This is a genomic window from Paenibacillus sp. FSL R7-0179 (assembly GCF_038002265.1).
Lineage (GTDB): Bacteria > Bacillota > Bacilli > Paenibacillales > Paenibacillaceae > Paenibacillus_AQ.
Window position 1 is genome coordinate 3,349,941 of record NZ_JBBOCC010000001.1, and the last position, 26,926, is coordinate 3,376,866.

Below are 26,926 nucleotides of genomic sequence, written 5' to 3' on the forward strand. Positions count from 1 at the left end.
ACCATGCCGCCGTCATCCCTTCAGAGCCGATGACGGCGGATATCCTTTCAGGCTCTTGAACACATTGCTGAAATACGCCACATCATGATACCCGCAATGCTCAGCCACCTCCGATACATTAAAGCCCCCCGCAGACAGAATCATTTCGGCGTTGTTCACCCGGACCTTGTTCAGGAACTCCTTACAGGTGTACCCGGTATTCTGCTTGAACAGCTTGCCCAGATAGACCGGGCTCAGTCCGATGCCTTCCGCCAGATCCCTGATCGTAACCTCCTCCGCATAATGATCCATCATATAAGCCATTACCTTATGGATTCGCGGATCAAGCAGCGGTGCCTCCTGATGATAAGCGATGTTAAGCAGACGATAGATAATCAGCTGAAAAATAGCCCGGGCCTTCATCCGGTAAAGCGGCTGGGAGCTCATCCAGATATGCGAGAATTCCCTGATATCCTCCAGGATTTCTTTGGTCATCCAGCCCTTGGTTACGGCCGCGAATGGCAGATGCACCGGATTGTCCGCTCCTTCCCAGAAGAAGTTGAACGCATAGGAATGCATAGGTGCCTCTGCGAACGTATGGGCTTCCCGGGTACTGCCGGAAGGGACATAGAGAATATCACCGGCTTCCACCGGGAACCGCTCCCCGTTAATATAATAGACCGCTTTGCCTTCCACAATGAACGTCAGATCATGGAAATCGATAGGGCTGCTGACAATCTCCCACTCTGCAAAAGACCTGCGGTCCACGAACAGCACGATGTTCGGCACAAGCGGTTCGTATGTATGAATGTTCATACCGGGTCTTCCTCCTTACTGCTGTAACATTGATGCACACCACAATATTCTACCACCGGGCCTGTTCTGTGCACACCTGTCATATCATAGGACCTTGAGGATCAGGCAGGGATATGGAATTGTTCCCTCCGTAATTTCCTGCTATACTTTTGACAGGTTAGTTTGATAGGGGGTTACACGGATGGCAACGAATTGCTCATTAGCTAGGGAGTCCTCATGCAGAGCCTGATCCGGGGCGATACTTTGCGTGGGGTGCGGCAGGACAATCTTGATCGCCCAAACAGATATTATCGTTTCTAATCGCAGGCTCTGCACCTTATTGCTGTAATCAATCATAATAAGGGGCTGAAGAGCTGTGACACCAACATTTATTAGAAACCATCAATATAATTACATTAAGAAACAAGCGGATTTTGTGCTGAAAACATTGCGTTCGGTAGCAGACCGCCGTGTCCTGGAGACCGTAAGATACAGCGCCGAGCTCAACGTGACGGGGGCCTTTGCTTCACTGACCGCCGGGCAGGAGCAGATGCTGCGGGCCATCTCCACCTTCGAGAAGGCCGAGGACTTCCAGCAGTATACCAGCGGGCTGGAGCCTTATCTGGAGCAGTTTCCGCCGATTACGCTGAAGCAGATTCAGAAGCTGTTTCCCAAGAATAAAAAGATGAAGCTGCCTGATCTGCAGTCTTTTGATTTCCGCTATGTCACTTACTTGGCCTGGGCGGACATCGCAACGAACAAGCTGTTCATCGTCTATCCGCATGAAGGGCAGTTCATTGGCGTGGAAGGCCGGATGCTGCCTGTGCACAAGAAGGGCTACTGCCTGTTCTGCAACCGGCAGCAGGAGCTTGCCTTCCTGACCGTCAAGACCAAGCCGGAGCTGGCGGCGGCAGATAATTTTGCTTCCGTGGGCCAGTATGTATGTATGGATAATCAGGGCTGCAATCAGAGCATTACGGATATAAGCGCGCTGGAGCGGTTCGTCCTCTCGGTGCGCAAGTAGCAGGATAGTTTGATTAAAAGAGCAGAGCAGCGGTTCCCGGTTGGGGGCCGCTGCTCTATTTGTTGTGTATGGTAGAGGGAACTATCTGCCAGGCTGCGTCGTCATCGTCAAATCTGTCAGCTCCTCCAGAAGCTGCTCCTCCAGGCGGATGATCCCGCACATATTCTTGTGAAGCTTCACCCGTGCGGCGGGCTTGTTGCCCGAGCACATCCCCTTAATCATGAACTGATTCACCAGATCCCACTTCTCGCCTGCCTGACGGTAGCCTTCAGCCCCGCGGGAAAGAGCAGGTGCGGGGCCTTCGCGCTCCAGCAGCTGCAGGAACTGGCTGAACCGGATTCGGCTGATCGGCAGGGCGTTGGCGTAGATTTTGAAGGCTGAACTGGCTTCAGCTGTGTTATCAGGCCGTATCCCGGTCTCCAGATAGGCCTGGGCATACGCCCTGAGCTGGACGCCCACCTGATCTGGCCGAACCTGTCGGGCAGGGCTGGTAAGCACCTCTTGCAGGATCGTCTGCCAGTCTGAGCAGGAACGGGAGGTTTCGCACCGCCCGAATAAGGCGTAGAAATGACAAGCCCCTTCAAGGATGCTGAAATCCACCGTCTCAAGTTCCCTTCCATAGTAAGCATCTGTCAGATAGATCAGATTCTTCTCCCGGTCCAGACCTACGGCAAGACAGGCATGGCTCGTATGCAGCCTGCGGTAGGCTACACACCAGGGACAGTCATAGGAGTCGAAGCCGACCAGAACCGGCATGCCTGAGGACAGCTGATGCTCCAGCAAGTCAAGCATGTAGCTTCGGGCCATTGCCGGTCCGGTCCGTTCGATATAACTGAAGGTAAGGCCATGGTATGCAGACAGGTAGCCGGTATTGATCCGGGGCAGCCGTATCCGCTCAATCAGCGGCTGGTCCGGGGCTTGCGGCTCATCCAGGTACATCTGCCAGGCATCGCCGTACATGCCTTTGCTGTCCAGTCCCTGCCACTGCGCTACAGACTGGATGCAATCATCGATACAGCTGCGCAGCTTGGGGTACAGGGTACTCTTAACAGGAGCAATGTTCAACACTGCTCATCATCTCCTTCGCCGAGCTGAAGTGGCTGTGCAGCCGGTCGCGGTAAGAAGCGGGAGTCATGCCGCTGAATTCGCGGAAGAGCCGGTAGAAATATTTCATGTCGTAAATGCCGACCTCTAGGGCCACGGACTGCACGCCAAGCTTCGTGAACAGGAGCAGGAGACAGCTGTATTTCATCCGGATTTCCTGGAAGATCTGGATGTAGGACCTGCCGGTCTTATTCTTGAGCAGCCGCTGGAACTGGCGGGAGCTCATCGCAAGCTGGCGGCTCATCTCATTCAGCGTGATCCGCTCACTATAGTTACTGATCATATATAAGAGGACATCATGCAGCGGGTCATACTGAGTCCCCGGACGTTCGGTGAAGGGAAGATCTGCAGCGGGCATAATCAGCTTCGCCAGCTCCAGCAGCGGAGGGTATAGCCGCTGCTCGACTACAGGCAGGCCGGAGTTCAGCATCCCGTGCAGCCGCCCAAGCAGAAAGAGGATTTCCTTGTTCTTCTCCCTGTATCCGAACCATTGCCGCACCTCCAGAAGCTTCAGCAGCGGCATGAGAACCTCTTCGGACAAGGGCCCGGGCAGCTCTCTAAGCACCTTGTCAAGTCCGGGCCTGAGCATACAATTCAGGATCAGCAGCGGCTCGGTACCGCTCAGATCCTGCGGATGAAAGACATGGGATATCCCCGGCGGAATCACTATCACATCCCCCTGCGTTACCTGCATTTTATCCTCGCCCGCCAGATGTATGCCCGTTCCTTGAACCACGTAGGCCAGCACTACGAAATCATGCTGATGACGTACAGAAGTGACCGTTTTTTGAGTCAGGAGCATTTGTACGGGTGAACAGGAGTCGAATACATAATCCCCCGTGAATACCGGAAAAGCTTCCATAAACAAACCTCCGTTTCCTGCTTCCTTATGTTGGATGACTGGAATCCACCCTAGTATATCTGAATATTTTGGCGCATTCAACCATATATTAACAACTTAAAATTTGGTATATTCATCCTATTCATTCCAATTATGCAACCTGAAAGGGGTAGACACATGCAGCAGAAAGTCATTGAGATTATCGCCGAAATCAAGGAGGAACCAGGCTTGCTTCAGACGCTCAGCGGAGCTTCTGACCTGACCCTGGACGCCGCACTTGACTCCCTGCAGATCATTAATTTTATTCTGAGAGTCGAAGACGAATTCAATATAGAGGTAGATTTCGACACCTTTGATCTGGAGCACCTGAAATCAGTGGACCGGTTCTCCGCTTATGTTGCCGGGCTTGCCGTACAATGAGGAATGCTGTGCACTGCGGCAGCCTGGAGTCGGAGCGGTACTGGCGGGAGGAGGATCTGGCCTCCTTGCCGGCCATTCCCGATGCGAAGGCACTGGCTATCGTACAAGCGATGGATGAAATGCTGTTTGTCTTTTGCGGAAGCGGTGATGTTCTCTTAACCCGCCAGGGGATGAACCGGGCACAATATGACTATCTGCAATCGCTCGGTTATGCATTCAGCACCAATATGGATACGCTCAGTCTGGAGGCAGAGGAGTCTGTTCCCGCACAGGCGGCGCTGAATGTATTTGAGCTGCTGGGCCGGATGGACGCCGGGCAGGAGCCGGACCGCTTAATACCGGAAGGAGCGCTGCTGGAGCCCTTCGCCGTGCTTCCCGGGACACAGGAGGCGGTTAGCCGGTACAAGCTTTTGCCTACGTTGCCTAATGAAGACATTGTACGGGCAGTGAATACCAAGAGCTATTCTACGGCGATGCGTGACCGGCTGGAGCTGCCGAATATTGCGGTAGTGGTCCAGAGTATGGAGGAGCTGCTGCAATCGGGACAAGCGCTGCTGGAGAAGGGAGCTTTTCTGATCAAGGATGAGTACGGGGTATCTGGTAAAGGGAATCAACTGGTGGATTCAGAGCGTATGCTGCGCCGGATGACCGGGTATCTGGAGTCGAGCCGCAATCAGGGAAAAAGAATCCGGTTTGTCCTTGAGCCGCTGCTGGACCGGGAGACAGACTTCTCCTGCCAGTTTCAGATTGATCCGGAAGGCCGGATCACCCTGTTGTCCGTTCAGCAGCTGGTGAACCAGGGCTTTGCCTTCGGAGAATCCCACTCCCCGCAGCCCTCTCTGCTGGACAAGCTGGATAAGGAAGGCTACTGGGAGACAATGCAGGGCATAGGCCGGGAGCTGTACTCTGACGGATATTACGGTGACGTATGTGTCGATTCAATGCTGCTGCGTGACGGAAGTCTGGCGCCTTTGGTAGAGATCAATGCCCGCAAGTCGATGAGTCTGATTAAGCATCATGTGGACCTCCGGTTCAAGCAGGAGGGGTTGCACACCTGCCTGATTCAGGTACCGCTGGCGGCTATGGGCAAGGTTCATTATCAGGAGCTGCTGGAGCGGATGGAGGAGACGGGGATTTTGTTCTCGCTGGAGACGGGGGAAGGTGTGATGCCCTTAACCTCAAGCGCGCTCCAGCCGCTGGACCCCGCCCGTACTGCCGGTTCCGTGAAGGGCAAGCTGTATGCGGCCCTGACTTACCGGAACGAAGACCGCAAGCATGGGCTCATCCGTACGCTGGACGAGTCTCTCATGCGCACAGGCTATACTATCCTGCGATAAAGAAAGGAACCCTCCAATGAATAACACCGTGACGATTCTATGCTCGGGCTTTGGCCTGGGCTTCTATGTTCCTGGCCTGCTGCTGGAACGCAAGTTAACCGCGCTGGGCCTACAGGCGGAGATTGAGGTGTTCGAGACCTTAATGCCTGAGCGCAAAAAGGAGCAGACAGACAACAGCCGCAGGGCGTACCAGCAGAGCTTCGCCGTAGCCCTGACCTCACAGAAAATACCTTCCGATATAAGAAGCAGTCTTGACCCTGCAGCCGTTGAACAACTGCTGGAGCAATGGAAGCGGGAGGAACGGCAGCACTTCATCGTCTTGTCCGGGCATTGGGTGCATGTCATGGACCAGTACCGTAGACTGGCGGGGGTGAGCGTATATGCTGACCTGCTGTATATTGACGCCGGCCTGTCGCCATCGTGGAAAAATCTGCGCAAACTGAATCCGGGTTATGTGGAAGGCTATCATGAAGTAAGCCTGTATGATCCCGGGAAGCAGGAGATTCTGTGCAGCATCGATGCCGGAGCTGGGGAAGCACTGCCTGCCGCGGCGAGGAACGGGCGGCTGGTCGTTCATGGGGGCGGCTGGGGGATTGGAACCTTCCGTGAGAAGTTTGGTGCGCTGGAGTCGGCGGGGTACGAGCTGGATATCGCCGCTTACAGTATTCAGGAGATTGGCGAGGCTACCCATGGAAGACGTTATTATATGAATGATCCGCAGTGGCGCACCTGGACGAAGGACAGCAGCGGGCAGTATACCTTCCCGCCGTTTGCAGAGGTAACCGGTAACCGGACGGAGCATTTCCCGCCCTGTCAGAGCTATGGGGAGGGGATGTTCGGAGTCATCCGGCAGGCATACGCAGTCATCAGCAAGCCGGGCGGCGGCGCTTTGATCGATTCGCTGGCTTCGGGCACACCGCTGGTGCTGCTTGATCCCTTCGGCCCGCATGAGAAGATCAACAGCGATCTGTGGGTCAAGCTTGGTTACGGCATTACTTACGGAGAATGGGCTGCGTCAGGTTATGATGATGATGAGCTGCTTAAGCTGGCGGATAACCTCAGGGACGCCGGCGGCCAATACCCGGATTATGCGGCAAGCTATGCCGGACAACTATCCGCAGCAGGAGGGAGAAGCTAATGCAGCCTACCAGTAAAGTGAGTCTGGACGCCAAGTCCTTTGAGGCATTGAAGCGTACAATCAAGAATGTGGTGGTTCCGCACCGGGAACGTAAGCATGATCCCGGCTTCAAGACGGTGATGCCGGAGATTATGTCCCTCAAGCTGACCAACCGCTGCAATCTGCGCTGCAAGCATTGCTATCAATGGAATGAAGACGGCTACCATCATGATATGGATACCGCCGAGCAGAATCTGGATATGGATCTGGGCATGATCCAGAGGCTGCTGGAGGAGACGGACGAGGCGCAGTCCCGCCTGTATTTATGGGGAGGGGAGCCGCTGTTTCACCGGCAGGCCAAGGAGATTTTGGACCTTCTTAAGGAGCATCCCCGCGATACTACGATCTGTACCAATGCCTACATGATCCCTAAGTTCGAAGAGGAGCTGTGCGCGGTCTCCGACAATCTGGAGCTGCTGATCCCGATCGAGGGGTTCCAGGAGGAGCATGATTTCCTGCGCGGCAAAAATTCGTTCCAGAAGGTCATCGACGCCGTTGACCGTTTGCTGGAGCTGCGCGAGCAAGGCCGCTTCCGCGGCCGGATCTCCGTGCACAATGTCATAAATGATAATATGATCGGCCGATTGTATGAGCTGGTGGAGTTTTTTGAGCGCAAGGGTGTTGATCTGGTGCTGCTCTGCTTCCCCTGGTATATCTCGGAAGACACCAGTCTTGAGATGGACCGCTTCTACGATGAGCACTTCCAGTGGCTGGCTGAGCTTCCGCCGGATCACCGGAGCAGCTGGCACGCGTTCAAATACCATATCAAGCCGGAGAATATCACCAGGCTGACCGATGACCTGCGGCGGATTAACAGCAACACCTGGAATAATACCCGAATCCGCTATCAGCCGGGGCTGGACTTTGATGAGATTGAGGATTTCGTGGCCGGGAAGCCGATGCTGTCCCGCAGTACCTCCAAATGTCTGGCGCTCAGCACCCGGGTGGATATTGCCCCGAACGGGATGGTGAGTGCGTGTAAATTTTTTGGCGAGCTGGCTATTGGCAATGTGAAGGAGCAGACGCTGACAGACATATGGAATTCTGCGCGTTATGACCGGCTGCGGCGGATTCTGGATGAAGGCTTGTCGCCGGCCTGCTCCAAATGTAATGTGCTGTACTTGAACACCTATGCTGCGCTGGCCCAGATATGAGCAGCGGGGGAGAGCAGCCCGCCTATAAGCTCGGCATTCTGGGTGCCTCAAGTATTGCTGTTCCAGCGATGCTGGAGCCTGCACGGGTGGTGGACAAGGTAAAAGTCACGGCAATTGCCAATCGTACCTTGGCGAAGGCGGAGGCCATGGCCGAGGCATACCAGATTCCCTATGTGGCAGGTAGTCTGGACGAGCTGCTGGAGCTAGACGAACTGGATGGAGTATATATTGCGCTCAGCAATGAGCTTCATGCGCAGTGGGCGATCCGGGCTTTGAATGCGGGCAAGCATGTATTGGTGGAAAAGCCGATCTGCCTCTATCCCGAAGAAGCGGAGCAGTTAAGGCAGGCGAAGGACAACCCTGCTGCCCCGAAGCTCTCCGAGGGGCTGATGATTGCCTGTCACCCTTGGCAGCAGGCACTGAAGGGGATCGTCGATTCTGGCGAATTCGGTTCGCTGCGCAGGATCAGCACCCGGATTTCCGTTCCTGCCAAGAACGGGCATGCCGGAAATTACCGGAGTGTCCGGGAGAAGGGCGGAGGTGCTTTTAATGATCTGGGCTGCTATTGGCTGCAGTTCGTGCAGACCCTTGCAGGTCTTCAGCCGGAGGAGATTCTGGGGCAGTCGGCCTTTGACGGGCCGGATGGCTGCGACTGGACCTTTCAGGCGGCGCTGCAGTACAAGAACGGGCTGAGGGCCGAATGCCTCACTTCCTTCGAACTGCCATTCCGGGCCTCGCATACCTTGTATTTCGACCATACCGTGCTGAGCGTCCCGGATTTCTTCCGGCCGGTCAAGGGGTTCTACAAGCTCAAAATCCGGCATGATCTGCCGGACAACCGCACCACTCTATGCGAATTCGAACCGCTGAACTATTATGTGGGCCAGCTGGAGACTTTTGCAGCAATTATGAGCGGGCAACAAGCAGAGGGCCTGGGCGCTACCTGGGAACGGGTGCAGCTGCAAGCCCGGATCATGGCCGGGGCGCAGCGGTGCCGGGTCTATCTGTGAAGCGGACCGTCAATGACCGAAACCAAACGCCACAGCAGCGCCGGGTCTATCTGTGAAGCGGACCGTCAATGACCGAAACCAAACGCCACAGCAGCGCCCCCCTGACCGGAGAGTCGCTGCTAGTGCATGTTTATCTGATAGGACAGGAGCCATCCAGACATCCGGGGCTGGTGGCGGATTCGGTATTATTATCGGATACAGTCTCCGCCTTAGACCATGCCTGATTCAGCACTTCTTTGAATACTGATTGATCTCGGGCACCCGATACGGAATGCGTTTTATTAAACAGAAAATACGGTATTCCCTGTACGGAGGCAAGGCGGCTATCTTTTTCATCCTTATGCACTATTCACGAGTACCTGGGTGTCTTTAATTGCAGGAACAGACACTTCCTGCTCCTCCAACGATTCAGGAATTCCGAAGCCGGTTAAAGCCATTGCTTTCATTGTTATATCCATTCCTTTCTTTTTGAAGAAGTAGTCACAAGTTGTTTAGGCAACGCCTGTTTGATATGATATTAGTACGACATTCCCATGAATACAACCAGCAGATACTCACGAAACGTATGTTAAGCAACACATTATGAAATTTGATGCCTTTGATTAAAAAGAGACTAGGCTATGTTAAAGGGAAATGTTCAGAGAGCTGTTATATCACTGCTTGCAAACGAAGAGCTCCTGAATCTGGGACGAGGCGCAGCAGCACCGGGTCTATCTGTGAAGCAAACCCGCCAATACTCTAAACACACAAGCAGCGACTTCCGTTACCGGAGAGTCGCTGCTTGTGTCTTATCGGTTCTGCAACGAAGGAGGATGCTCCATCCAGACACGCTCGTTGTTCAGCACATATATTCCCAGCGCCTGCTCGAAGGAAAGGCCGTGATTATAGAAGGCCAGCATCTTCGCGGCGAAACGCATACTCTTATCTGCGCTGGGCGATTGCAGCAGCTCTGTTGCCAGCGTACGGAAATTCTTCGGCTGGGCTTCAGCAGCACTGGCGGCATCCAGCAGTCCTTTGTGGCTTGGGAACAGAAGCCGGTTATACGCCAGAATCATCCGTCCGCTGAAAAAGACCAGTTGGCCCGCCGTATGAGCGAGTAGGTAGGCGTCATTTTTTTTGCCCGCTTCCGTGGCGAAATACAGCCCGTACAGATAGATCTGGGCGCAGAAATCCCGCAAATTGTGCTCGCGGTTCTCCTCAGGATAGACGGGAATCCGGGCTACCAGCTCATTCAGCTCCGGGATTCTGGAGAATAGCACCTCTGCACCGGTAAAAGCATACCTCGTCGGCTCATTGCCCTGCCGGGCTGCCAGCTCCAGAAACCGGCGGTTGATCACCTTGATATCTGCATATCCGCCTTCATAGGTGCTGACTTCGCGGTCCAAATAGGACAGTCTGCTGTTCCGCTCATATTCCGCATACGCTTCATCGGTGAAGACCAGATGGACATCCACATCCGAGGTCTCGCTGGCGGTTCCCTTGGCTACTGATCCGCTGGTGATTGCCGCCAGACAAGAAGGGTCTTGCTCCATCTTCTCCGCCAGCTTCCCCAGCGTCTGCCTGTGGTGCGCGTACATATAGCGTTCAGCCTCCTTGAATAAATTCTGCTGCGTTAAGCGTATCAACTGAACAGCTTGCCAGCTATGGTCAATTCAGACATTCAGGCACCCGCCTGCTCCGTCTTCACCTGACCCGGCTGCTCGGCGGCACCGCTGCGGATGAGGCCTCTCCGTCCGGCGAAGGTGACTGCCAGAATAGCTGCACCGGAGACGAGCAGAATGACCGAGCCGGGAATCCGGTCCAGAAGCACCCCGTAGAGCAGCATTCCCAGCGGAGCGATAGAACCGGCCACGCCCTCGACCAGCCCGAATACGCGTCCACGGTACTCTTCCTCAGTGGTCTGCTGCAGATAGACCTGAACCGGAATGTTAATGACCATAATCATGACGCCGATAATGACCAGCAGCGGCAGGAAGAGAAGGAAGGTGGCAGTCGGGGTGAAATCAAGCAGCAGCGGCACCGCCAGCGCTAGGAATAAGAGTCCCAGTGCGCTTAATCCTCCAAGGATCGGCTTTACTGGACTCTTGCTCTGGGGAAGTACAGCAAGCAGCAGCGACATCAGAAGTACACCTGCCGCCAGCATCGCTTCGAGGACTCCATATTGCTTCGAGGAGAGCCCGAGTGTCTGTACTGCAACGTAGGGCAGCACAACATTCAGGGCGACGACGAAGAAATTAATCCAGAATACAATCCCCATCAGGGAGCGGAGGACCGGACGGCGGATGACATAAGCGAAGCCTTCCTTCAGATTCATTCGGACCCCGTTAACAGCAGTGCCCATACGTTCGCGGAGCGGCTGGGGGTCTGCGGCTTCGGCAGGGTCAAGGGCAGCTTGAAGCCGTGGAACCGGCTTGTATCTCAGCATAGAGCCCATCACGGTTGAAACGGTGAAGCCTGCCGCGTTCAGCAGCATGAAATCCTGAAGAGGGAGGAAGGCATACAGAAGACCGGCGAGAATCGGAGCCAGCAGGTGGCCAGCTGATCCGGCAATCTGATTCAGTGATCCGGCCCGCTGGACGGAGCTGCTGTCTACAAGCATCATCATCGAGGAGGAGACTGAAATACTATAGAAGGTAGAGCAGATAGATAATAGAATGAGCGACAGATAGATAGTCCATAGTGACATCCCCTCCAGCGAGACAAACAGAAAGGCCAGAGACATAATCAGGGCACTGGCCAGATCCGAACCGATCAGCAGCCTGCGGCGGTTAACTCTGTCGGCGAGCACACCGGCGAAGGGGGACAGCAGGATACCGGGCAGCAGCCCGCACAGCAGTGTAACTGCGAAGCTACTCCCTGAGCCAGTCTCGTTTAGAATGTACAGACCGGCTACGAAGGTATACATACTGGAGCCGAGAACAGAGACCAGCTTGCTGCTGAAGAAGAGGAATATGTTACGGTTAGCCGCTGCCTTATCATGGGTTGCGGATGTTAATTGAGACATAATAGCACTCCCTTTGATCAAAAAGTTAAATTTAATTAAACTTATTGTATGAGTAAAAGTTCGGAAATGCAACAAAAAGTTTAATTTAATTTAACTTTAACGTATTTCTATCTTTCTCTTAGGGTATAGGTAAGCTATACTGAAAAGAAAAGCTACCTGGAAAGTTGGCAAGCAGATGACCACCAAACAAACTATCGGAGAGAAAGTCAAGCAATTGCGCAAGGCTAAGGGGCTTACGCAGACGGATCTTGCCGGAGACCATATGACCAAGAGCATGCTGAGTCAAATCGAGAATGGACGCGCCTTGCCCTCGATGAACAGCCTGCAAGTTCTGGCCGGCAGGCTGGGAGTGGATCCGGGCTACTTCCTCGAAGGTGAGGAGGAGGCGGAGCTGGCTCCGCTCGTCCGGGAGATGGAGGCCGAGTTCAAGGCGAAGAATTACAGTGAGGTCATCCGGCGGCTACAGCCGTTCACAGAGCGTACGCTGCCGATGACGATTGACGCTGCGCGTCTGCTGGAGTTCTATGTAAGCTCCCTTTTCTATACAGGTGCCGGAGGCGGGGAAGCGGAGCTGGAGCGGGCGGCACTGATCTATGAACGCTTCGGTTTATTTGTGGAACGTGCGAAGGTGCAGTATATTTCCTATGCCCTGAATTTCGCACAGAGCAGATACGCGGAAGGGCTGGAGCTGATCCGCCGGGTCCGCAAGGAATACGAGGCTAACAAGGTGGGGAATGATTTTATCTTTGAAATCGATCTTCATTATGCCGAGAGCATTAGCTTGTCTGCCCTGGGGGATTATGCGGGAAGCCGTGAAGCTGCACAGGCGGCGCTTCAAGTGTCGCGGGAAGAGGGAATCTACTATATGACGGATCATCTGTACCGGGTGCTCGGGATTCTGGCGCTGACCGAAGGAGAGACCTTGGCGGCAGAGGAGGCCTTGAAGAAGGCCAGAGCATTCGCCGAATTCACCGAGTCTCAGGATTCGCTGAAGCTGGTGTTGATCGGAGAGATCAGACTTGCGGTAGCTAAGGGAGAATACAGCAAGGTACTTGCACTGGCGCGGCAGTATCCGCAGGAGGATGAACAGTACGCGCCAAGCGTTCAGCTCATGTCCGGCATCGCCTGGTATCATCTCGGCCAGGACGATGAAGCACTGAGCTGCCTGACCAAGGCTGAGCCGGGGGAACAGGTCTACCACCCGCTTGACCGCGGCAACCTGTTGACCGCTTATGCCTACCGCGCACGAATCTGTATGCGCCGGGGCATGAAGGAGGAGGCACAGCGGCTGGCCGGGTTTGCCTATGATCAGGCGATGGAATACCCGCCTTCCATATACACCGAAATGATCAACGAAACTTACCGCGAGCTGCATAACTAATAGAGCATCAGAGCTAAACAAGTGAATTTATTCAATAAATAAAGTAATGTATGAAGTTGCGTTTGAACCGAGCCAGTCGGTGATAGTTGTATTCCGTACATCTAAAAACAGTGAAAAGGAAGGCATTCCTCTCCTAACTGTATTCCATACAACTAAATCTGCTAGAATGGGCGAAAATCCAGGTATAGGAGCATTTTAATTGCACGAACTACATCTAAATGGAGATTTGGTGGCACACCGGACGATTTAGTTGTACAAATTACAATTAAGCCTACCCCTCGCACCCTAATCGGCACGGTACCTCCTCAGCAAGCCATTAGTTAAAGTAATATTCACGCATTTAGATCCGATGAGCTACTAACTACCCTTATTACGCAGCAAACAACACCCGTGCTATTCCGCACGGGTGCCCTTCTGCAATGAAATATAGGTTGAACTACAAACTTTAGTAAATAGGAGGGAGCGGCGGAGGAGATTTTGGAACTGTAGGAGCGTTAGCGTCCGCCTGAAAGCTTTCCGCAGGAAAGCTAGCTTCGGAAGCATCAGCAGTCTCCGGATTTCTACCGCAACCAGCGGTCTAAATCAGGAAATTCTTACAACAACAGCGGCCGGAAGTCCAAAAGCTCCGCAGTGGCGACTACTCTATTACTAAGATTTTTCCATCAAGGTTTATGGAATCTTATTTGCTGGTCCACAGCTCCACACGGTCCTGCACATACTTGGTGTAGCCGGCTTCCATTTTCTTAACGCCGGCTTTTTCCAGATCGGCCATGTAATCATCCCAGATTTTATCGAATTCAGCCGGTTTGGCCAGAATGGCCTGCGGGATGCGCTTCCAGGTAATATCCTTCATTTTATTGCCCAGAATGGCGACTTCGTCCTCACCGGGAATCGAAATGTTCCAGGCTGCGCCGTAGGCTTTTTCCTTGAATTCTTCTTCCTTCGGGAACAGGTCCTTCCAGGTCGTAGCTTTGTAAGCCGCCAGCGTCTCCTTCTCCACATCGCTATAGCCAAGCACGAGCTGCTCAGGGAAGTTCTTGGTGTAATAGTTGCCGGTGGAATCCTTGGCTCCGTCGCCGTAGTGAACCATCATATTCCAGTAGAAGCCAATGCCGGTTTCCTTGGTGAAGGCGGTATTGTCATTGTTGATGCGGTCCTGAACTTCCTGCGGAACGACACGTTTGCCGTTCTCTACTTTATAGTGCTTGCCTTCGATTCCCCAGTTGTTCAGGATTTGGCCTTCATCGGAGGCCAGATAATCCAGGAACTTGATGGTGCGGACCGGATCAGGGTTAGTGGTGGAGATGGAGATCCCGTAGCCGCCCATGAAGCCGGTAGGCCAGAAGCTGGTTTCCTTGTATTCATCAGTTAAAGTGACCGGATAGTGTCCGTACGTCTGATCGAATTTGCCGGCGGCTTTGAGCGCCTGCTGCGCGTCATTGTAGTCCCAGTCTTGGTCAATCAGGCCGAGTACACGTCCAGTCGCTACTTTGGCTTTGTACTGGTCGTATTTCTGCACGAAGCTCTCTTTGTCAAGCAGGCCGATATCGTTCATGTGGTTCAGCCAGCGGAAATATTCCTTCTCCTCCGGACGGCGGAAGTGGTAGATCGCTTCGTGAGTCTCCTGATCGATGTAATATTCACCGTCATCGGAGCCCCCGGTAGTGGCTACCGCAGGGTTGGTAACGGAAATGTACATATGCCAGTCGTCTGCGTTCAGGGAGACGCCGATGTTCTTGTTGCCGTTCTCATCGGTAGGGTGCTTATCCAGGTACGCCTTAATAACGTTCTCATAATCCTTGACGGTCTTAATCTCGGGATATCCGGCTTCCTTCAAGACCCGGTGCTGCAGCTCGAAGCCGCCGCCTGCTACGAACTTCTTCTCATCCACCGCTGCCCAGGTCGGGATCGCATAGATCGATTGGTCTTCGTTCGTATACTTGGCCCGGGCGAGATTATCGCCGAGTACGCGCTTAATGTTAGGAGCATGCTTATCGATCAGATCGGTGAGATCCAGGACTGCACCGGCATCCACCAGCTTACCGATGTCGCCTTTAGCCGAGATAATGTCGGGATAATCCCCGCCGGCAGCAATGAGGGCAATCTTCTGCTGCGGATCACCGACAGCGAATTCGGCATCGAGGGTCACGCCGGTCTTTTGCGTAATGACGGTGCTGACCTCATCCTTCATATTGTTCCAGTTCGGATTGGGGTCTTCCGCGAAGAAGGATAGTGTCAGGGGACTTAAGTCCTCAGCCGCCGCCGTAGCCTCAGCCGTTGCCGTGGCATTGCCGCTGTTCGTCGCCTTGGCCCCGGTATTCTCGGCCGTGTTCTTGTTGCCGTTATTATTGCCTCCGCCGCAGCCTGCCAGCACACTGAGCAGCAAGGTCAGCACCATCAGCGCCACAACCGGTTTCGCCGTCTTTCTTGTCATGAATAGAAACCCTCCCTTTGTCTGGTAGAATCATATTGTATTCACAGGCGTCAGCCTGAAGATACCAGTAAGCAGCTTAGCTTTTAACCGAACCCAGCGTCATGCCCTTGACGAAATAGCGCTGCAGGAACGGATAGACCACCAGAATAGGCACGGTGACGACAATGGTGATTGCCATTTTGACCGATTCCGGGGAGATCTGGGCCATAACCTCAGTCATATTGCGCCCGCGGAAATTATCCGCATTGGTCGTGGTGCTCTGAATGACCTTCATCAGCTCGAATTGCAGCGTGGTCAGCGAGTCCTTCGAGCCGTTATACAGATAGGTATCAATCCACGCATTCCACTGGCCGACGGCCAGGAACAGGGCGATGGTTGCTAAGGCTGGCTTGGTCAGCGGCAGAATAACACGCCAGTAGATGGTGAAGTCATTGGCTCCGTCCAGCTTGGCGGATTCCTGCAGGGCGTAAGGCAGACCGTCGATGAAGGAGCGGATCACGAACACATTGAAGGCGCTCACCAGACCGGGCAGGACATACACGCCGAAGGTGCCCATCATATGCAGATCCTTGATCAGAATATAAAAGGGGATCAGGCCCCCAGATACATACATCGTCAATGCCAGGAAGGTGGAAACGAACTTACGGGCCTGGAAGTCCACCCGGCTTAAGGTGAAGGCCAGCATGGACGCACTGACCAGTCCGAGCAGAGTCCCGATAATCGTCCGCAGCACCGAAATTTTGAACCCGGTAATCAGGCCGGAGAAGGCGAAGATCGTCTCGTAATTCTTGAAGGTGAACACCCGGGGGTAGATTGTAATCCCGCCCTTGATGCTGTCCGTCGAGTCATTGAAGGAGATCGCCAGCACGTTCAGAAAAGGGTACAGCGTAGCAACAGTTACCACCGTAATCGCCAGATAGACAACCAAATCGAAGATGCGGTCCGACCAGGAGGCCGCAGCCAGTTTTTTGATCATGAGCAGGGCCTCCTATATGATGCTTTCCTTGGTTATTTTTTTGAAGATGCCATTGGCGGTAAAGAGCAGAATCACACTCACCACGGAGTTGAAAATATTAATCGCCGTCCCGAAGGAGAACCGTCCCATCCCCAGCCCGTAATTCAGCGCGTACAGGTCAAGGGTCTGCGAGTAGTCACGCACCAGATTGTTGCCGAGCAGGAACTGCTTCTCGAACCCGATGCTGATCAGATGGCCGATGGACATAATCAGCAGAATCACGATGGTACCGCGGATGCCCGGAAAAGTGATATGACGCACCTGCTGGAGCCGGCTCGCTCCGTCCACCCTGGCTGCCTCGTACAGCTCCGGCCCGATGCCCGAGATGGCGGCGAGATAGATAATGGTGTTCCAGCCCGTCTCCTTCCAGACATCCGATGCGGTGACAATGCCCCAGAACAGATTGCCCTTGGCCATGAACTGGATCGGTTCACTGATGATATGAAGGCCCATTAGCAGGTCATTGACGGCGCCGTTGTCCGTGGAGAGCATCTTGGTGATGATCCCGGCAGCAACCACCCAGGACACAAAGTGCGGCAGATACGACACCGTCTGAACGAAGCGCTTCAGCACCTGCAGCCGTACCTCATTCAGCAGAATAGCGAAGATAATCGGAATGATAAAGCCTGCCAGCAGTCCCATGATACTCATGGCCAGCGTATTGCGCAGGGCGTTGAAGAACTGCTCATCCTGGAACAGCTCCCGGAAGTACTGGAGGCCGACCCATTTTTGCTCGAAAAAGGATTTGCCCGGTTTATACTTCTGGAAGGCCATCATCCACCCCCATAACGGAAGATAGCTGAAGACAAAGGCCCAGAGGACAAAAGGAACAGCCATCATATAGAGGTATTTCTGCTGCCGGAATTTCCCCCAGAAGCTGGAGGAGGATTTCTTCGGCTCCGGCTTCATCGCGGTGGTAATCGCTTTCATTTATGTCCCTCCTTCGATATAGCTTTATCATAATCTGCCGCCTGGCCAGGAAACACCCGAAGATTTAAGTGTAAAAACAGGGGAAAATCAGTCTTTTTCGTAAGCGCTTTCTGAAAAAGCATTCTCCGGCTCCTTTCTCCGGTAAGCGGATGGGGAGATGCCTGCGATTTTTTTAAACTTCTCGCGGAAATAGTCGACATCACTGAAGCCGACGCTGCTGGCTGCCTGATGGATTTTGCAGCCCTGGTCCAGCAGCTCCATGGCCTTTTCGATGCGGATCGTATCCAGATAAGTGTTGAAGGAGCAGCCCATAGTATTCTTGAACAGCTTGCCAAGATAGGCACTACTGTAGGTGAACACATCGGCCAGCGCCTCTAGCTTCAGATTCTCGTCATAGTGCCGGTGGATCAGATCGACCATCCGCTTTATCAGGACATCCGTATCGTCGCGGATAATTCCACTGGCGTATTCCTCCAGCAGACCTGTGATATAGCGCTGGAGCTGGGGGAGGGAGGTATGCCTGTAGATCTGCTGAATCTGCTCCTCCATCCGGCTCTGCGCAGCGCTAAGCTCCTTATAATGAACGGAGAGCTTCCCGGACATGGAGGTTACGGCCCGTACATAATAGGATTTCACCGCCATCTCGGATAACCCCGCAGCAGCCATAAGGTCCCCCGCTTCCTGGATCAGGGCAGAGATTACGCTCAGATTGCCGGTATCCAAGGCGAAATACAGCCGGTCCATCACGGGAGCGAGCCTGCTCTCGGTATCCTGGGGGTTCGCAGGCATACCCTGCTTCAGCTTAAGGGAATCGGGGCCAATCATCCCCGGCTCATCATAGAAGAAGTGATCCTTCATCCGCGCCAGCGCCGACTGATGGGAGACCGGCAGCTCCCTCAGACTGTCCACCATATCCCCGGCGGTGATGATGCACTCCAGCCCCTCTGCAGCAGCAGCTTCACGAATCTGCTGGGCCATCCGTTTACGCACCAGCTCCTTTTGGTAAGAGGGCTGCAGCAGCACCCCGAGATAAGAATCGAGCGCGAAAACGATGCCCCAGCGGTTATCCTCGAAGCTGGACGTCAGCCGGGACTTGACGCTGCTGGAGGGTCCGTTGTCCGCATGATCCTGCAGCAGGAGCCGGATCAGCACGATCTGGTAGGAATCCCAGAGCAGCCCCGCTTCCAATGCCGACTCCATCAGCGCGGGGGCGGGATGCAGACTGCTCTCCATCAGCAGGGACTGAACCAGCATCTCCCGGCTCCAGACCTTAACAGCCTCATGATTCTTGCGGTGGGCCAGCCGCGCATTCAGTATGGTAGACAGGCCGGTAAGATACAGCTGCAATTCCTCCTCATCGACCGGCTTAAGCAGGTAGTTATCGATATTGTAGGACATCGCACGCTTGGCATAACTGAAGTCGGCATAGCCGCTCAATATGAGAATATGCAGCTCCTCATGATCCTCCCGCAGCTCGCCGATCAGCTCCAGTCCGTCCTTTCCGGGCATACGGATATCCACAATCATCAGATCCGGGGAATACAGCTGAGCCTTATGCCTGGCTTCAACCGCATTGGCTGCGGTATCTACCACCCGGTAGCCGAGGCTCTCCCAATCCAGCAGGGTGGCAAGTCCTTCGCGGATCGACAATTCATCATCAACAATTAACACACTATACATAGGAATCACTCCTTAAAGGGATGGCGAAGCTGATTTGTGTGCCGTATCCGCTCTGGCTGGCCAGAATCAGGCCGCATTCCGGGCCATAGGTCAGCTTCAGCCGCAGATGGATGTTACGCATTCCGATACTGTGGGTCTCATAGTCATCGTTGTTCTCCAGCATCTGTCGCAGCTCTGCGAGCCGGGCCGGCGAGATTCCGGTTCCGTTATCGGAGACCTGAACCGTAAGGCTGCCCTCCTCCACCCGGATATCCACCCGGACCATTCCGCCGTCCATCCGGTCCTCCAAGCCGTGAATGACACAATTCTCCACCAGCGGCTGGATAATAAGCGGCGGAATCCTTAGGGTATTCGCTGCCGGATCTACATACAGCTCGTAGGCGAGCCGGTCATTGTAGCGGAATTTCTGGATAACCAGGTAGCAGTTCACGGTCTCCAGCTCACTTTGCAGAGTGATTCTGCCTCCGCCGACCTCCAGGTTCTTGCGCATCATCTTGCCCAGCAGCCGGACAACCTGCGCAATATCGGTCTGGCCGCGGGTGTGGGCCTTCATCCGGATCGATTCCAGGGCATTGAACAGGAAATGGGGATTGATCTGGCTGGCCATCATTTTGAATTTGATCTCATTCTGCTTCAGCAGGATGGCATTCTTCTGCTGGTTGGACTCCTGCACCTCGCTCATCAGGTCGTTGACATTGCGGACCATGTGATTGAATTGCCGGGCCAGCTGGCCGATCTCATCTTTGCCGTCAATCACAAGCCGGGCTTCCAGATTCCCGGAAGCGACCTTGGAGATATGCTTGCTGAGATGCAGCATGCGTCCGGTGAGCAGGCGGGAGAAGTAGTAGATTAGGATGATTGCAAGAATTAGGGAGGAGATAATGACGGAAGTAGCCAGGGAAATAATCCGGTTGGGCTCACTCACAATACTTTCTACAGAGAAAATAGAGATGATCCGCAGACTGTTCAGGCTGCCTTCGGGATGCCAGTCGTCGATCAGCATTTTGAAGGACTGCCCGTCAATCGTGATGTCCGCAGGCCCGTGGCCGGCAAGGGTGGACAGCGGCTTGAGGTTGATGTCCTGCAGCGACTTGCCGAGAGTGCCAGCCCGGTTGGAGGCGACAATATTATCGTTCTCATCAACGATAAAGGTCTCGAAGGTCTCCTGCTTCAGGATGCTGCTGAGCTGATCCGAATTGACATTCACGACCAGCACACCGGTTGTGCGCTGCTTAAGGAAGTCTACCTTGCGGATCAGGCTGAGATAATACTGTCCGTTTCGGCTGTCAGGAATGTAACTCCAGAACGCCAGCCCCTTCTGGGCGAGGGCGAGCTGGTACCACGGCTCCCGGGTAACCGCTTCGTCGGCCTGGAGGAATTCCCAGTTGTTAAGCACCGTCGGGTTGTCGATATAGAGCCGGATGCTGGAGACTTCTTTGTACAAGCGGACGAAATCCCGGAAGTCGGGGTAATCCCAATAGGCCTGCACCACATCATAGACTGATTCGTACCGGTGATTCGCGGCCTCCTCCAGCCGGCTGTCATTGGACAGGCGGTAGACGATATCCACCGGAACGTTCAGCATCTCGCTGGTCCGTTTTTTCACACGGTCGACATTCGCCGTAATCTGCTTCAGCGCATTATTCATTGCCATATTCCGCAGCTCACTGGTCAGGAACACCCCCACAATGAGCACCGGTATCAGGACAACACTGCCGAAAGAGAGGAAGAGCTTGGTCCTGAGCTTCAGGTTGTTCATGAAGGTGATGATACGGGTATACACGAATGAAATCCCCTCCGTTAGCACATTTGTAATAACGCTTACAATAGAGTATAGCGCGAAAACGTCAGCCAATATATGTCATGAAAATATTTTACCTAAAATCCTGCAACCCTGACTGAACTTTGAAGCCTTATGATGAGGAAAGGAATGAAATATAATAATGATATTAGAACAGTTGGAGGAGAAGAGGGCAGGAGATGGCCAGCATCAGGAGCTCGGCAGGGAAGCTGAAAAGGTGGTTTGCTGATTTATCCATTCATTTGAAGTTAATCGGGGCGTATGTCGTCATTATTCTGGTCCCGGTCATTGTGATCTCTAACTATTTGTTTGCTGATTTCTATCAGGATACGGTCGATGACATCATTACAGAGAACCGATTCCAGATCCATAACGAGAAGCAAGCGATCATGAGCAAGCTTGAAATGATGGAGAAGTCATTTTATTTGCTCATTTCAGACCGGAGCCTGGGGGAGTATGTGACTGCTGAAGCGGAGCCCGGAGTGAATGAGATCAAGCAATTTCAGGACTACTCGCTAAACTACTTACAGAGCGTATTGTTCAATAATCCCTATATTGCGAGTGTCCGTTTCTTCGTGAACAATCCGCGGGTCAGCGAGCTATGGCCGATTATTTATCAGGAAGAACGGATTAAGGGCAGCCCCATGTACACGAAATTGATGAATCAGAAGGAGTATGCCTTATGGGAGATCCAGCCGGAGGATGCTATATTCGAGGATACCGGTCCGCTAGTGGATGAACGGTCAAACTCCATGGTCTCCTTGGCAGTTAAAAGTAACTTGGCCAACAAGCAGCACATTGGCATTGTCAAAGTAGAAATGCGGATTGAGAATCTTTTTGACAAGGCGTATAACAACAGCGGGGAACGCGATTCAAGGTTCTTCATTCTGGATCAGCAAGACAAATTGTACATGAGCAGCATAGACCCGCTCAGTGGGTTGAATGAAGCTCAGATCCTGGAGGCTGCCGTTAAGGTTAAGCAGGGAAGCGGTTCGTCCTTGTTATTTTCAGCGGGGGGTGAGGATTTCCTGTATCTCCTTGAGCCCATCGACCGCTTACATGTGGATCTGGTAAACGTCATTTCTCTGCACAGCACCTATTCTACATTCGTCAGTACCAGAAATAAGGTCATTCTGCTCATCGTTCTTCTGCTGGTTCTGCTTGCGGTCATTACTTACTGGATTCAATCCATTGTTCTGAATAAGCTGCATGTTCTACGGGAGTCGATGCAGAAGGTTCGTAAGGGGGACTTTCATGTGGAGATTGATGTACAGGGCGGCGATGAGATCGGTGAGCTGGCGCGCCACTTCAGGGAGATGCTAGGCACAATCAATGGCTTGATTGCGGAAGCTGTACAGCGCAGCGCTGCCACTAAAGAAGCGGAGCTTCAGGCCTTACGCAATCAGATCGATGCCCATTTCCTGTACAACACCCTGGAGAATTTGAAGATGCTCGCTGAGGTAGAGGGCCAATACACCGTATCGGATGCACTTACCTCACTCGGCAGCATTATGCGGTACAATCTCAGATGGACTGGCGATACAGTGCAGCTGGCAGACGAGTTGAAGCATATTCAGCATTACATCTCGATCATGAACATCCGTTACGATGAGAAGCTTAAGGTTGAGATTCATGCAGAAGACAGATTCCATGCTCATGAATTATTGAAAATGTCTCTGCAGCCCATCGTTGAGAATGCGTTGAAGCACGGGATGTATTCGGCTCTGATGCGTGGTGACGGGCTGATAATCAGCGTGCATGCGTATGCAGATCAGGGTTTTTTTTACATAGAGGTAACTGACAACGGGATCGGAATTCCAGTGGATGGGCTACAGCAGTTGAATCACAAGTTGATCATGAGTGACGAAGAATTCAATCAATTAACGCAGGAGACTGCCGAGTATAGCACAGGACATAACGGGATCGGCTTGCGTAATGTAAATCAGCGCATCCGGCTGCATTATGGGGAGGATTATGGAATTTGTGTAGAGAGCAGGCAGAGAAGCTATACCACAGTGAGGGTTAAGCTACCTTTGTTGACACCCGTTAGAGGAGGAATACAGAGCCTATGAGACAGCTGCTGATTGTAGATGATGAGAAGAATATCCGGTGCGGGCTACGGGCCATGATTGAGCGGGAGGCTGCAGGGCGGTATGATATCCACTTGGCATGTGACGCCTTTGAAGCTCTGGACATGATCGCATCAATGAAAATAGAAATTCTGATTACGGACATCCGTATGCCCGAGTTGGATGGAATTGGCTTGATTAAGAAGCTTCAGGAGTTCAGGCCAAGGCCGGCCATTGTAATTGTGAGCGGGTATGATGATTTCTCGTATGCCAGAGCCGCTATCCGCTATGAAGTGAATGAGTACCTGCTCAAGCCGGTCATTCGTGAGGAATTAGCTGAAGTGCTGGAGCGGATTGAAGAGGAGCTAAACGTTTCGTCAAGCAATCTTCACCCCGGCAAGGAGCAGCTTCATACAACCTGTGAACAAGCGGAGGTTACAGTGGAAGATTCATTTCTGCAGCCTGCTTCCGATATCATACCCGTACAGAAGGAGAATGAGGGGATAGAGCATGCACTTCATTACATCCACGACAATTATTCGCATAACATCAATATGATGATGGTTTCCAGCATAGTGTCCTTTAACTACTCCTATTTCAGCCAGGCTTTCCGCGACTACACCGGAGAGAATTTTGTAAGCTACCTGAAGCGGCTGCGGATCAATAAGGCGAAGGAGCTGCTGCGGGATACGGAGGATCGAATCTATGAAATAGCCGGTATGTCAGGCTTCGGGAACACTAAGAATTTTAATAGAGTGTTCAAAGAAAGCGAAGGTGTAAGCCCGCTGGAGTACCGCAATCAGCAAAAGCTGTTAACCACACTAATGGAGCAATGATCCCGTATACCCCCTAATCCATTGGTCACTTGCACAATGCATTTCGTCCGTTCATCAATATTCTTTTCCTCCCCGGAGACCTTATAATGAGAGCGTGTTCAACAAGTTGTTAGGGGGAACTTTGAAATGGAAGGATTAATCATTGGTTGGTATGGAGCGCTTGCAGGACTGGCAATTGCCATTATTCTGATTCTTAGAAAATTGAATCCGGTCTACGCTCTCTTCCTGGGTGCCATTGTAGGGGCGCTGATCGGCGGAGCCAATCTCGAACAGACGGTAAGCGTTCTTGTAAGCGGTACACAAAGTGTAATGGGCACGGTGCTGCGGGTGCTGGCCGCCGGTGTGCTCGCTGGTGTGATGATGGAGTCGGGAGCGGCGGAAGCCATAGCCCAGGCGATTGTGAAAAAGTTCGGCGGAAGCAAGGCCATTCTGGCACTCGCGCTGGCAACGATGGTTATTACGGCGATGGGCGTATTCATCCCGGTAGCAGTATTGATTGTGGCTCCGATTGCCTTATCCGTAGGTAACAAAATGGGGATCTCGAAGCTGGCGCTGCTGCTGGCATTGTCGGGCGGAGGCAAGGCAGGGAACATCATCTCGCCCAATCCGAATACGATTGCTGCTGCACGCGGCTTTGATCTTGATCTGAGCAATGTCATGCTGGCGGGCGTGATTCCGGCCATCTGCGGGTTAATTGTAACCGTTATCTTAGCCACTCTGCTGAAGAAAAAAGGTGTCATGGTCACCCCGGCGGAAGCTGCGAACGGGACAGACAACGCGAATACTGCCGCTTACCCGCCGCTCAGCAGAGCTATTGTAGCTCCTCTGGTGGCCATCGTCCTGCTCATGATTAACCCGATCGGCTCCATCTCCGGGATCGAAGCGCTCACCAAGCTTAAGGTGGATGCGCTATACATTCTGCCGCTGGCGGGGATTATCGGGATGCTGGCGATGGGGCAAGGCAACAAGGTGCTGCAATATACATCCTCCGGCCTTAGCAAAATGACCGCAACCGTCCTGATCCTGATCGGGGCAGGCGGCATCGCCGGTCTGATCTCGGCTTCCGATCTGTCCGCCCAGGTGGTTCATCTGATTGAGCTGTCCGGCATTTCCGGTACGTTCCTGGCCCCGATTTCCGGGATACTGATGGCTGCGGCTACCGCCTCAACCTCCACGGGTGTTATTGTCGCTACAGGCTCCTTCGGGCAGGCCATTCTGAATATGGGTACGGCTCCGCTCGCTGCCGCTGTGATGGTTCATACCGGAGCTACGGTCATCGACTCGCTGCCGCAGGGCACTTACTTCCATGTCACGGCGGACAGTATGAAAATGTCGATCAAGCAGCGTATGGGGCTCATCCCGTATGAGGCCATCGTTGGCGGCACGATGACGGTTGTGGCTACAATCGTATACGGATTTTTACTATAATAATTAAATTAGGATAGATGAGGTGTAGAAATGAGAGAGAGAACCTTTGTACTGGCGCCGGATTCCTTCAAGGAGAGCATGACCGCGAAAGAAGTATGTACAGCGATGGAGGCCGGGCTCCGCAAGATATACCCAGAAGCAACCTACATCCATGTTCCGATGGCGGACGGCGGGGAGGGGACCGTACAGTCCCTTGTCGATGCTTCCGGCGGAGAGATTCACGATAAAGAGGTAACAGGGCCGCTGGGCGGGCCGGTTATGGCCAAATTCGGAATTCTCGGCGACGGGCAGACGGCGGCGATCGAGATGGCTTCGGCCAGCGGCATTCAACTGGTGGACAAGGCCGAGCGCAATCCGCTGATTACCACAACTTACGGGACGGGCGAGCTGATTCTGGAATGTCTGAACCGGGGCATCCGCAAAATCATCATCGGCATCGGCGGCAGCGCCACCAATGACGGCGGTGCCGGCATGGCCGAAGCGCTCGGCGCTAGATTCCTGGATGAGGCGGGGAACTTACTTCCGCGCGGCGGCGGCAGCCTGGGGCAGCTGGCCAGTGTTGACGTTAGCAGGCTTGATGTGAGACTGCAGCAGGTTCAGCTCATCGTTGCCTGCGATGTGACGAACCCGTTATGCGGCGAGCAGGGGGCTTCGGCGGTCTTTGGTCCGCAAAAAGGAGCCACCCCTGACATGGTCCGGCAGCTTGACGCCAATCTCGCCCATTATGCGGCGGTGGTGAAGCAGCAGTTGCACAAGGATGTGTGCGATCTGCCTGGAGCCGGTGCAGCAGGGGGACTGGGCGCGGGCCTGATGATCTTCACGCAGGCAACGCTGCAGAAGGGGATTGAGATCGTCATCGAATACACTGCTCTCCAGCAGAAGCTGGAGCAGGCGGACTTCGTCTTCACCGGTGAAGGCGGAATTGACTTCCAGACCAAATTCGGCAAAACACCATACGGCGTCGCCCGCACCGCCAAGGCTGGCGGCAAGAAAGTGATCGCCCTGGCCGGTTATATCGGCGAAGGGATTGATACGCTGTATGCCGAAGGCATCGATGCCGTATTCGGCATTGTGCCGGGCGCATCCAGCCTGGAGAAGCTGCTGGCTGACGGCCCCGCCAATGTCGAGCGGACCTGCGAGAATATCGCCAGGCTGCTGAAGCTGGCTGAATAGAATGTGCAAACTATGGCCCCGGGAATAAGATTTCCCCGGGGCCATAGTTTTGTGTTGTGTGGTTGAACGGATGGAGGCGTAGCCGCATCGGCCATATGGATGAAAGAAGTGGAAAAAGAGCATTTAATTCTCACTAATCCGCACATTTGGGGATTTTAGATGGAAAAAGTACAACTGCTGAGCCGGAAACCTGCATTTGGCGGGAGCTGGGCTGAATTAAATGCCCTTTTTCCAATTAAATTCCCCAGCTTGTCAATCAGCCGAAAATTAGATGTACCTAATCCACCTAGCGTCATGCGATAAGCGCGTAAAGTTAGCCGGAAGCAAGTTAGTG

22 protein-coding genes are annotated in these 26,926 nt (G+C 53.5%); 12 read left to right on the forward strand and 10 right to left on the reverse strand.

Translation table 11 applies throughout. The annotated features are described in order from the left end of the window. Positions 1–12 precede the first annotated feature (12 nt). Positions 13–795: a helix-turn-helix transcriptional regulator gene (locus MKX63_RS14625; protein ID WP_341017920.1), complete on the reverse strand. Its 783-nt coding sequence runs from the start codon at positions 793–795 to the stop codon at positions 13–15. Between the two features lie 355 nt (positions 796–1,150). On the opposite strand from MKX63_RS14625, the gene MKX63_RS14630 reads away from it, so the two are divergent. Beyond that, entirely contained in the window at positions 1,151–1,798 is a 648-nt protein-coding gene (locus tag MKX63_RS14630) for a FusB/FusC family EF-G-binding protein (RefSeq protein WP_341017922.1), read from the forward strand. Between the two features lie 81 nt (positions 1,799–1,879). Here the strand turns inward: MKX63_RS14630 and MKX63_RS14635 are convergent, their stop codons facing one another. Continuing rightward, positions 1,880–2,866: a hypothetical protein gene (locus MKX63_RS14635; protein WP_341017923.1), complete on the reverse strand. Its 987-nt coding sequence runs from the start codon at positions 2,864–2,866 to the stop codon at positions 1,880–1,882. Next, positions 2,844–3,764 (reverse strand): AraC family transcriptional regulator, encoded by a 921-nt coding sequence (locus MKX63_RS14640; RefSeq protein ID WP_341017924.1) that lies wholly within the window; start codon positions 3,762–3,764, stop codon positions 2,844–2,846. The genes MKX63_RS14635 and MKX63_RS14640 overlap by 23 nt, the downstream gene beginning before the upstream one ends. Before the next feature lie 156 nt (positions 3,765–3,920). Here MKX63_RS14640 and MKX63_RS14645 point away from each other — a divergent pair, with 156 nt between their 5' ends. From MKX63_RS14645 to MKX63_RS14670, 6 genes are all read left to right on the forward strand, one after another. After that, the gene (locus tag MKX63_RS14645; protein ID WP_340752608.1) at positions 3,921–4,163 is read left to right on the forward strand and encodes an acyl carrier protein; all 243 of its coding nucleotides are present in this window, start codon (positions 3,921–3,923) and stop codon (positions 4,161–4,163) included. Further along, positions 4,160–5,500, forward strand: a complete 1,341-nt coding sequence (locus MKX63_RS14650) for a hypothetical protein (RefSeq protein ID WP_341017925.1) — start codon at positions 4,160–4,162, stop codon at positions 5,498–5,500. The genes MKX63_RS14645 and MKX63_RS14650 overlap by 4 nt, the downstream gene beginning before the upstream one ends. 16 nt (positions 5,501–5,516) lie before the next feature. Beyond that, positions 5,517–6,638 carry a UDP-glucuronosyltransferase gene (locus tag MKX63_RS14655; protein WP_341017926.1) on the forward strand — a complete coding sequence of 374 codons (1,122 nt, stop codon included), beginning with the start codon at positions 5,517–5,519 and terminating at the stop codon, positions 6,636–6,638. Beyond that, positions 6,638–7,831: a radical SAM/SPASM domain-containing protein gene (locus MKX63_RS14660; RefSeq protein WP_341017928.1), complete on the forward strand. Its 1,194-nt coding sequence runs from the start codon at positions 6,638–6,640 to the stop codon at positions 7,829–7,831. Before MKX63_RS14655 ends, MKX63_RS14660 begins: the two co-directional genes overlap by 1 nt. Then, positions 7,828–8,841 (forward strand): Gfo/Idh/MocA family protein, encoded by a 1,014-nt coding sequence (locus tag MKX63_RS14665; RefSeq protein ID WP_341017930.1) that lies wholly within the window; start codon positions 7,828–7,830, stop codon positions 8,839–8,841. Before MKX63_RS14660 ends, MKX63_RS14665 begins: the two co-directional genes overlap by 4 nt. A gap of 68 nt (positions 8,842–8,909) precedes the next feature. Next, positions 8,910–9,065 carry a hypothetical protein gene (locus MKX63_RS14670; RefSeq protein WP_341017931.1) on the forward strand — a complete coding sequence of 52 codons (156 nt, stop codon included), beginning with the start codon at positions 8,910–8,912 and terminating at the stop codon, positions 9,063–9,065. Positions 9,066–9,629: 564 nt separating this feature from the next. Here MKX63_RS14670 and MKX63_RS14675 read toward each other — a convergent pair. Both MKX63_RS14675 and MKX63_RS14680 read right to left on the reverse strand, forming a co-directional pair. Then, on the reverse strand, positions 9,630–10,466 hold the full coding sequence (locus MKX63_RS14675) for a nucleotidyltransferase domain-containing protein (protein ID WP_341017932.1): 837 nt from the start codon (positions 10,464–10,466) through the stop codon (positions 9,630–9,632). Between the two features lie 35 nt (positions 10,467–10,501). Beyond that, positions 10,502–11,845, reverse strand: a complete 1,344-nt coding sequence (locus MKX63_RS14680; protein ID WP_341017933.1) for an MFS transporter — start codon at positions 11,843–11,845, stop codon at positions 10,502–10,504. Between the two features lie 175 nt (positions 11,846–12,020). Here MKX63_RS14680 and MKX63_RS14685 point away from each other — a divergent pair, with 175 nt between their 5' ends. After that, positions 12,021–13,226, forward strand: coding sequence for a helix-turn-helix domain-containing protein (locus MKX63_RS14685; protein ID WP_341017934.1), 1,206 nt, complete (start codon positions 12,021–12,023; stop codon positions 13,224–13,226). A 679-nt stretch (positions 13,227–13,905) separates the two neighbouring features. Here MKX63_RS14685 and MKX63_RS14690 read toward each other — a convergent pair. The 5 genes from MKX63_RS14690 to MKX63_RS14710 all read right to left on the reverse strand — a co-directional run bounded on the left by MKX63_RS14690 (position 13,906) and on the right by MKX63_RS14710 (position 21,068). Further along, positions 13,906–15,660, reverse strand: coding sequence for an ABC transporter substrate-binding protein (locus MKX63_RS14690; RefSeq protein WP_341017935.1), 1,755 nt, complete (start codon positions 15,658–15,660; stop codon positions 13,906–13,908). A 76-nt stretch (positions 15,661–15,736) separates the two neighbouring features. Beyond that, positions 15,737–16,636, reverse strand: coding sequence for a carbohydrate ABC transporter permease (locus tag MKX63_RS14695; RefSeq protein WP_341017936.1), 900 nt, complete (start codon positions 16,634–16,636; stop codon positions 15,737–15,739). Positions 16,637–16,648: 12 nt separating this feature from the next. Then, positions 16,649–17,605: an ABC transporter permease gene (locus MKX63_RS14700; RefSeq protein ID WP_076081235.1), complete on the reverse strand. Its 957-nt coding sequence runs from the start codon at positions 17,603–17,605 to the stop codon at positions 16,649–16,651. Between the two features lie 87 nt (positions 17,606–17,692). Continuing rightward, positions 17,693–19,285, reverse strand: coding sequence for a response regulator transcription factor (locus tag MKX63_RS14705; protein ID WP_341017938.1), 1,593 nt, complete (start codon positions 19,283–19,285; stop codon positions 17,693–17,695). Further along, positions 19,278–21,068 (reverse strand): cache domain-containing sensor histidine kinase, encoded by a 1,791-nt coding sequence (locus MKX63_RS14710; RefSeq protein WP_341017939.1) that lies wholly within the window; start codon positions 21,066–21,068, stop codon positions 19,278–19,280. The genes MKX63_RS14705 and MKX63_RS14710 overlap by 8 nt, the downstream gene beginning before the upstream one ends. A gap of 197 nt (positions 21,069–21,265) precedes the next feature. On the opposite strand from MKX63_RS14710, the gene MKX63_RS14715 reads away from it, so the two are divergent. The 4 genes from MKX63_RS14715 (at position 21,266) to MKX63_RS14730 (ending at position 26,592) form a co-directional block, all read left to right on the forward strand. After that, the gene (locus tag MKX63_RS14715; RefSeq protein WP_341017941.1) at positions 21,266–23,158 is read left to right on the forward strand and encodes a cache domain-containing sensor histidine kinase; all 1,893 of its coding nucleotides are present in this window, start codon (positions 21,266–21,268) and stop codon (positions 23,156–23,158) included. After that, positions 23,155–23,991, forward strand: coding sequence for a response regulator transcription factor (locus MKX63_RS14720; protein WP_341017942.1), 837 nt, complete (start codon positions 23,155–23,157; stop codon positions 23,989–23,991). Before MKX63_RS14715 ends, MKX63_RS14720 begins: the two co-directional genes overlap by 4 nt. 126 nt (positions 23,992–24,117) lie before the next feature. Next, the gene (locus tag MKX63_RS14725) at positions 24,118–25,419 is read left to right on the forward strand and encodes a GntP family permease (protein ID WP_341017944.1); all 1,302 of its coding nucleotides are present in this window, start codon (positions 24,118–24,120) and stop codon (positions 25,417–25,419) included. 30 nt (positions 25,420–25,449) lie between these two features. After that, on the forward strand, positions 25,450–26,592 hold the full coding sequence (locus MKX63_RS14730) for a glycerate kinase family protein (RefSeq protein WP_341017945.1): 1,143 nt from the start codon (positions 25,450–25,452) through the stop codon (positions 26,590–26,592). The last annotated feature ends 334 nt before the right edge of the window (positions 26,593–26,926 follow it).

Bases quoted from the DNA above. Each gene is read 5' to 3' on its own strand.
- MKX63_RS14685 (WP_341017934.1), top strand. From the start codon at position 12,021: ATGACCACCAAACAAACTATCGGAGAGAAAGTCAAGCAATTGCGCAAG.
- MKX63_RS14640 (WP_341017924.1), bottom strand. From the start codon at position 3,764: ATGGAAGCTTTTCCGGTATTCACGGGGGATTATGTATTCGACTCCTGT.
- MKX63_RS14665 (WP_341017930.1), top strand. From the start codon at position 7,828: ATGAGCAGCGGGGGAGAGCAGCCCGCCTATAAGCTCGGCATTCTGGGT.
- MKX63_RS14655 (WP_341017926.1), top strand. From the start codon at position 5,517: ATGAATAACACCGTGACGATTCTATGCTCGGGCTTTGGCCTGGGCTTC.
- MKX63_RS14700 (WP_076081235.1), bottom strand. From the start codon at position 17,605: ATGAAAGCGATTACCACCGCGATGAAGCCGGAGCCGAAGAAATCCTCC.
- MKX63_RS14660 (WP_341017928.1), top strand. From the start codon at position 6,638: ATGCAGCCTACCAGTAAAGTGAGTCTGGACGCCAAGTCCTTTGAGGCA.
- MKX63_RS14715 (WP_341017941.1), top strand. From the start codon at position 21,266: ATGGCCAGCATCAGGAGCTCGGCAGGGAAGCTGAAAAGGTGGTTTGCT.
- MKX63_RS14695 (WP_341017936.1), bottom strand. From the start codon at position 16,636: ATGATCAAAAAACTGGCTGCGGCCTCCTGGTCGGACCGCATCTTCGAT.
- MKX63_RS14670 (WP_341017931.1), top strand. From the start codon at position 8,910: ATGACCGAAACCAAACGCCACAGCAGCGCCCCCCTGACCGGAGAGTCG.
- MKX63_RS14645 (WP_340752608.1), top strand. From the start codon at position 3,921: ATGCAGCAGAAAGTCATTGAGATTATCGCCGAAATCAAGGAGGAACCA.
- MKX63_RS14650 (WP_341017925.1), top strand. From the start codon at position 4,160: ATGAGGAATGCTGTGCACTGCGGCAGCCTGGAGTCGGAGCGGTACTGG.
- MKX63_RS14680 (WP_341017933.1), bottom strand. From the start codon at position 11,845: ATGTCTCAATTAACATCCGCAACCCATGATAAGGCAGCGGCTAACCGT.
- MKX63_RS14730 (WP_341017945.1), top strand. From the start codon at position 25,450: ATGAGAGAGAGAACCTTTGTACTGGCGCCGGATTCCTTCAAGGAGAGC.
- MKX63_RS14690 (WP_341017935.1), bottom strand. From the start codon at position 15,660: ATGACAAGAAAGACGGCGAAACCGGTTGTGGCGCTGATGGTGCTGACC.
- MKX63_RS14725 (WP_341017944.1), top strand. From the start codon at position 24,118: ATGGAAGGATTAATCATTGGTTGGTATGGAGCGCTTGCAGGACTGGCA.
- MKX63_RS14625 (WP_341017920.1), bottom strand. From the start codon at position 795: ATGAACATTCATACATACGAACCGCTTGTGCCGAACATCGTGCTGTTC.
- MKX63_RS14705 (WP_341017938.1), bottom strand. From the start codon at position 19,285: ATGTATAGTGTGTTAATTGTTGATGATGAATTGTCGATCCGCGAAGGA.
- MKX63_RS14720 (WP_341017942.1), top strand. From the start codon at position 23,155: ATGAGACAGCTGCTGATTGTAGATGATGAGAAGAATATCCGGTGCGGG.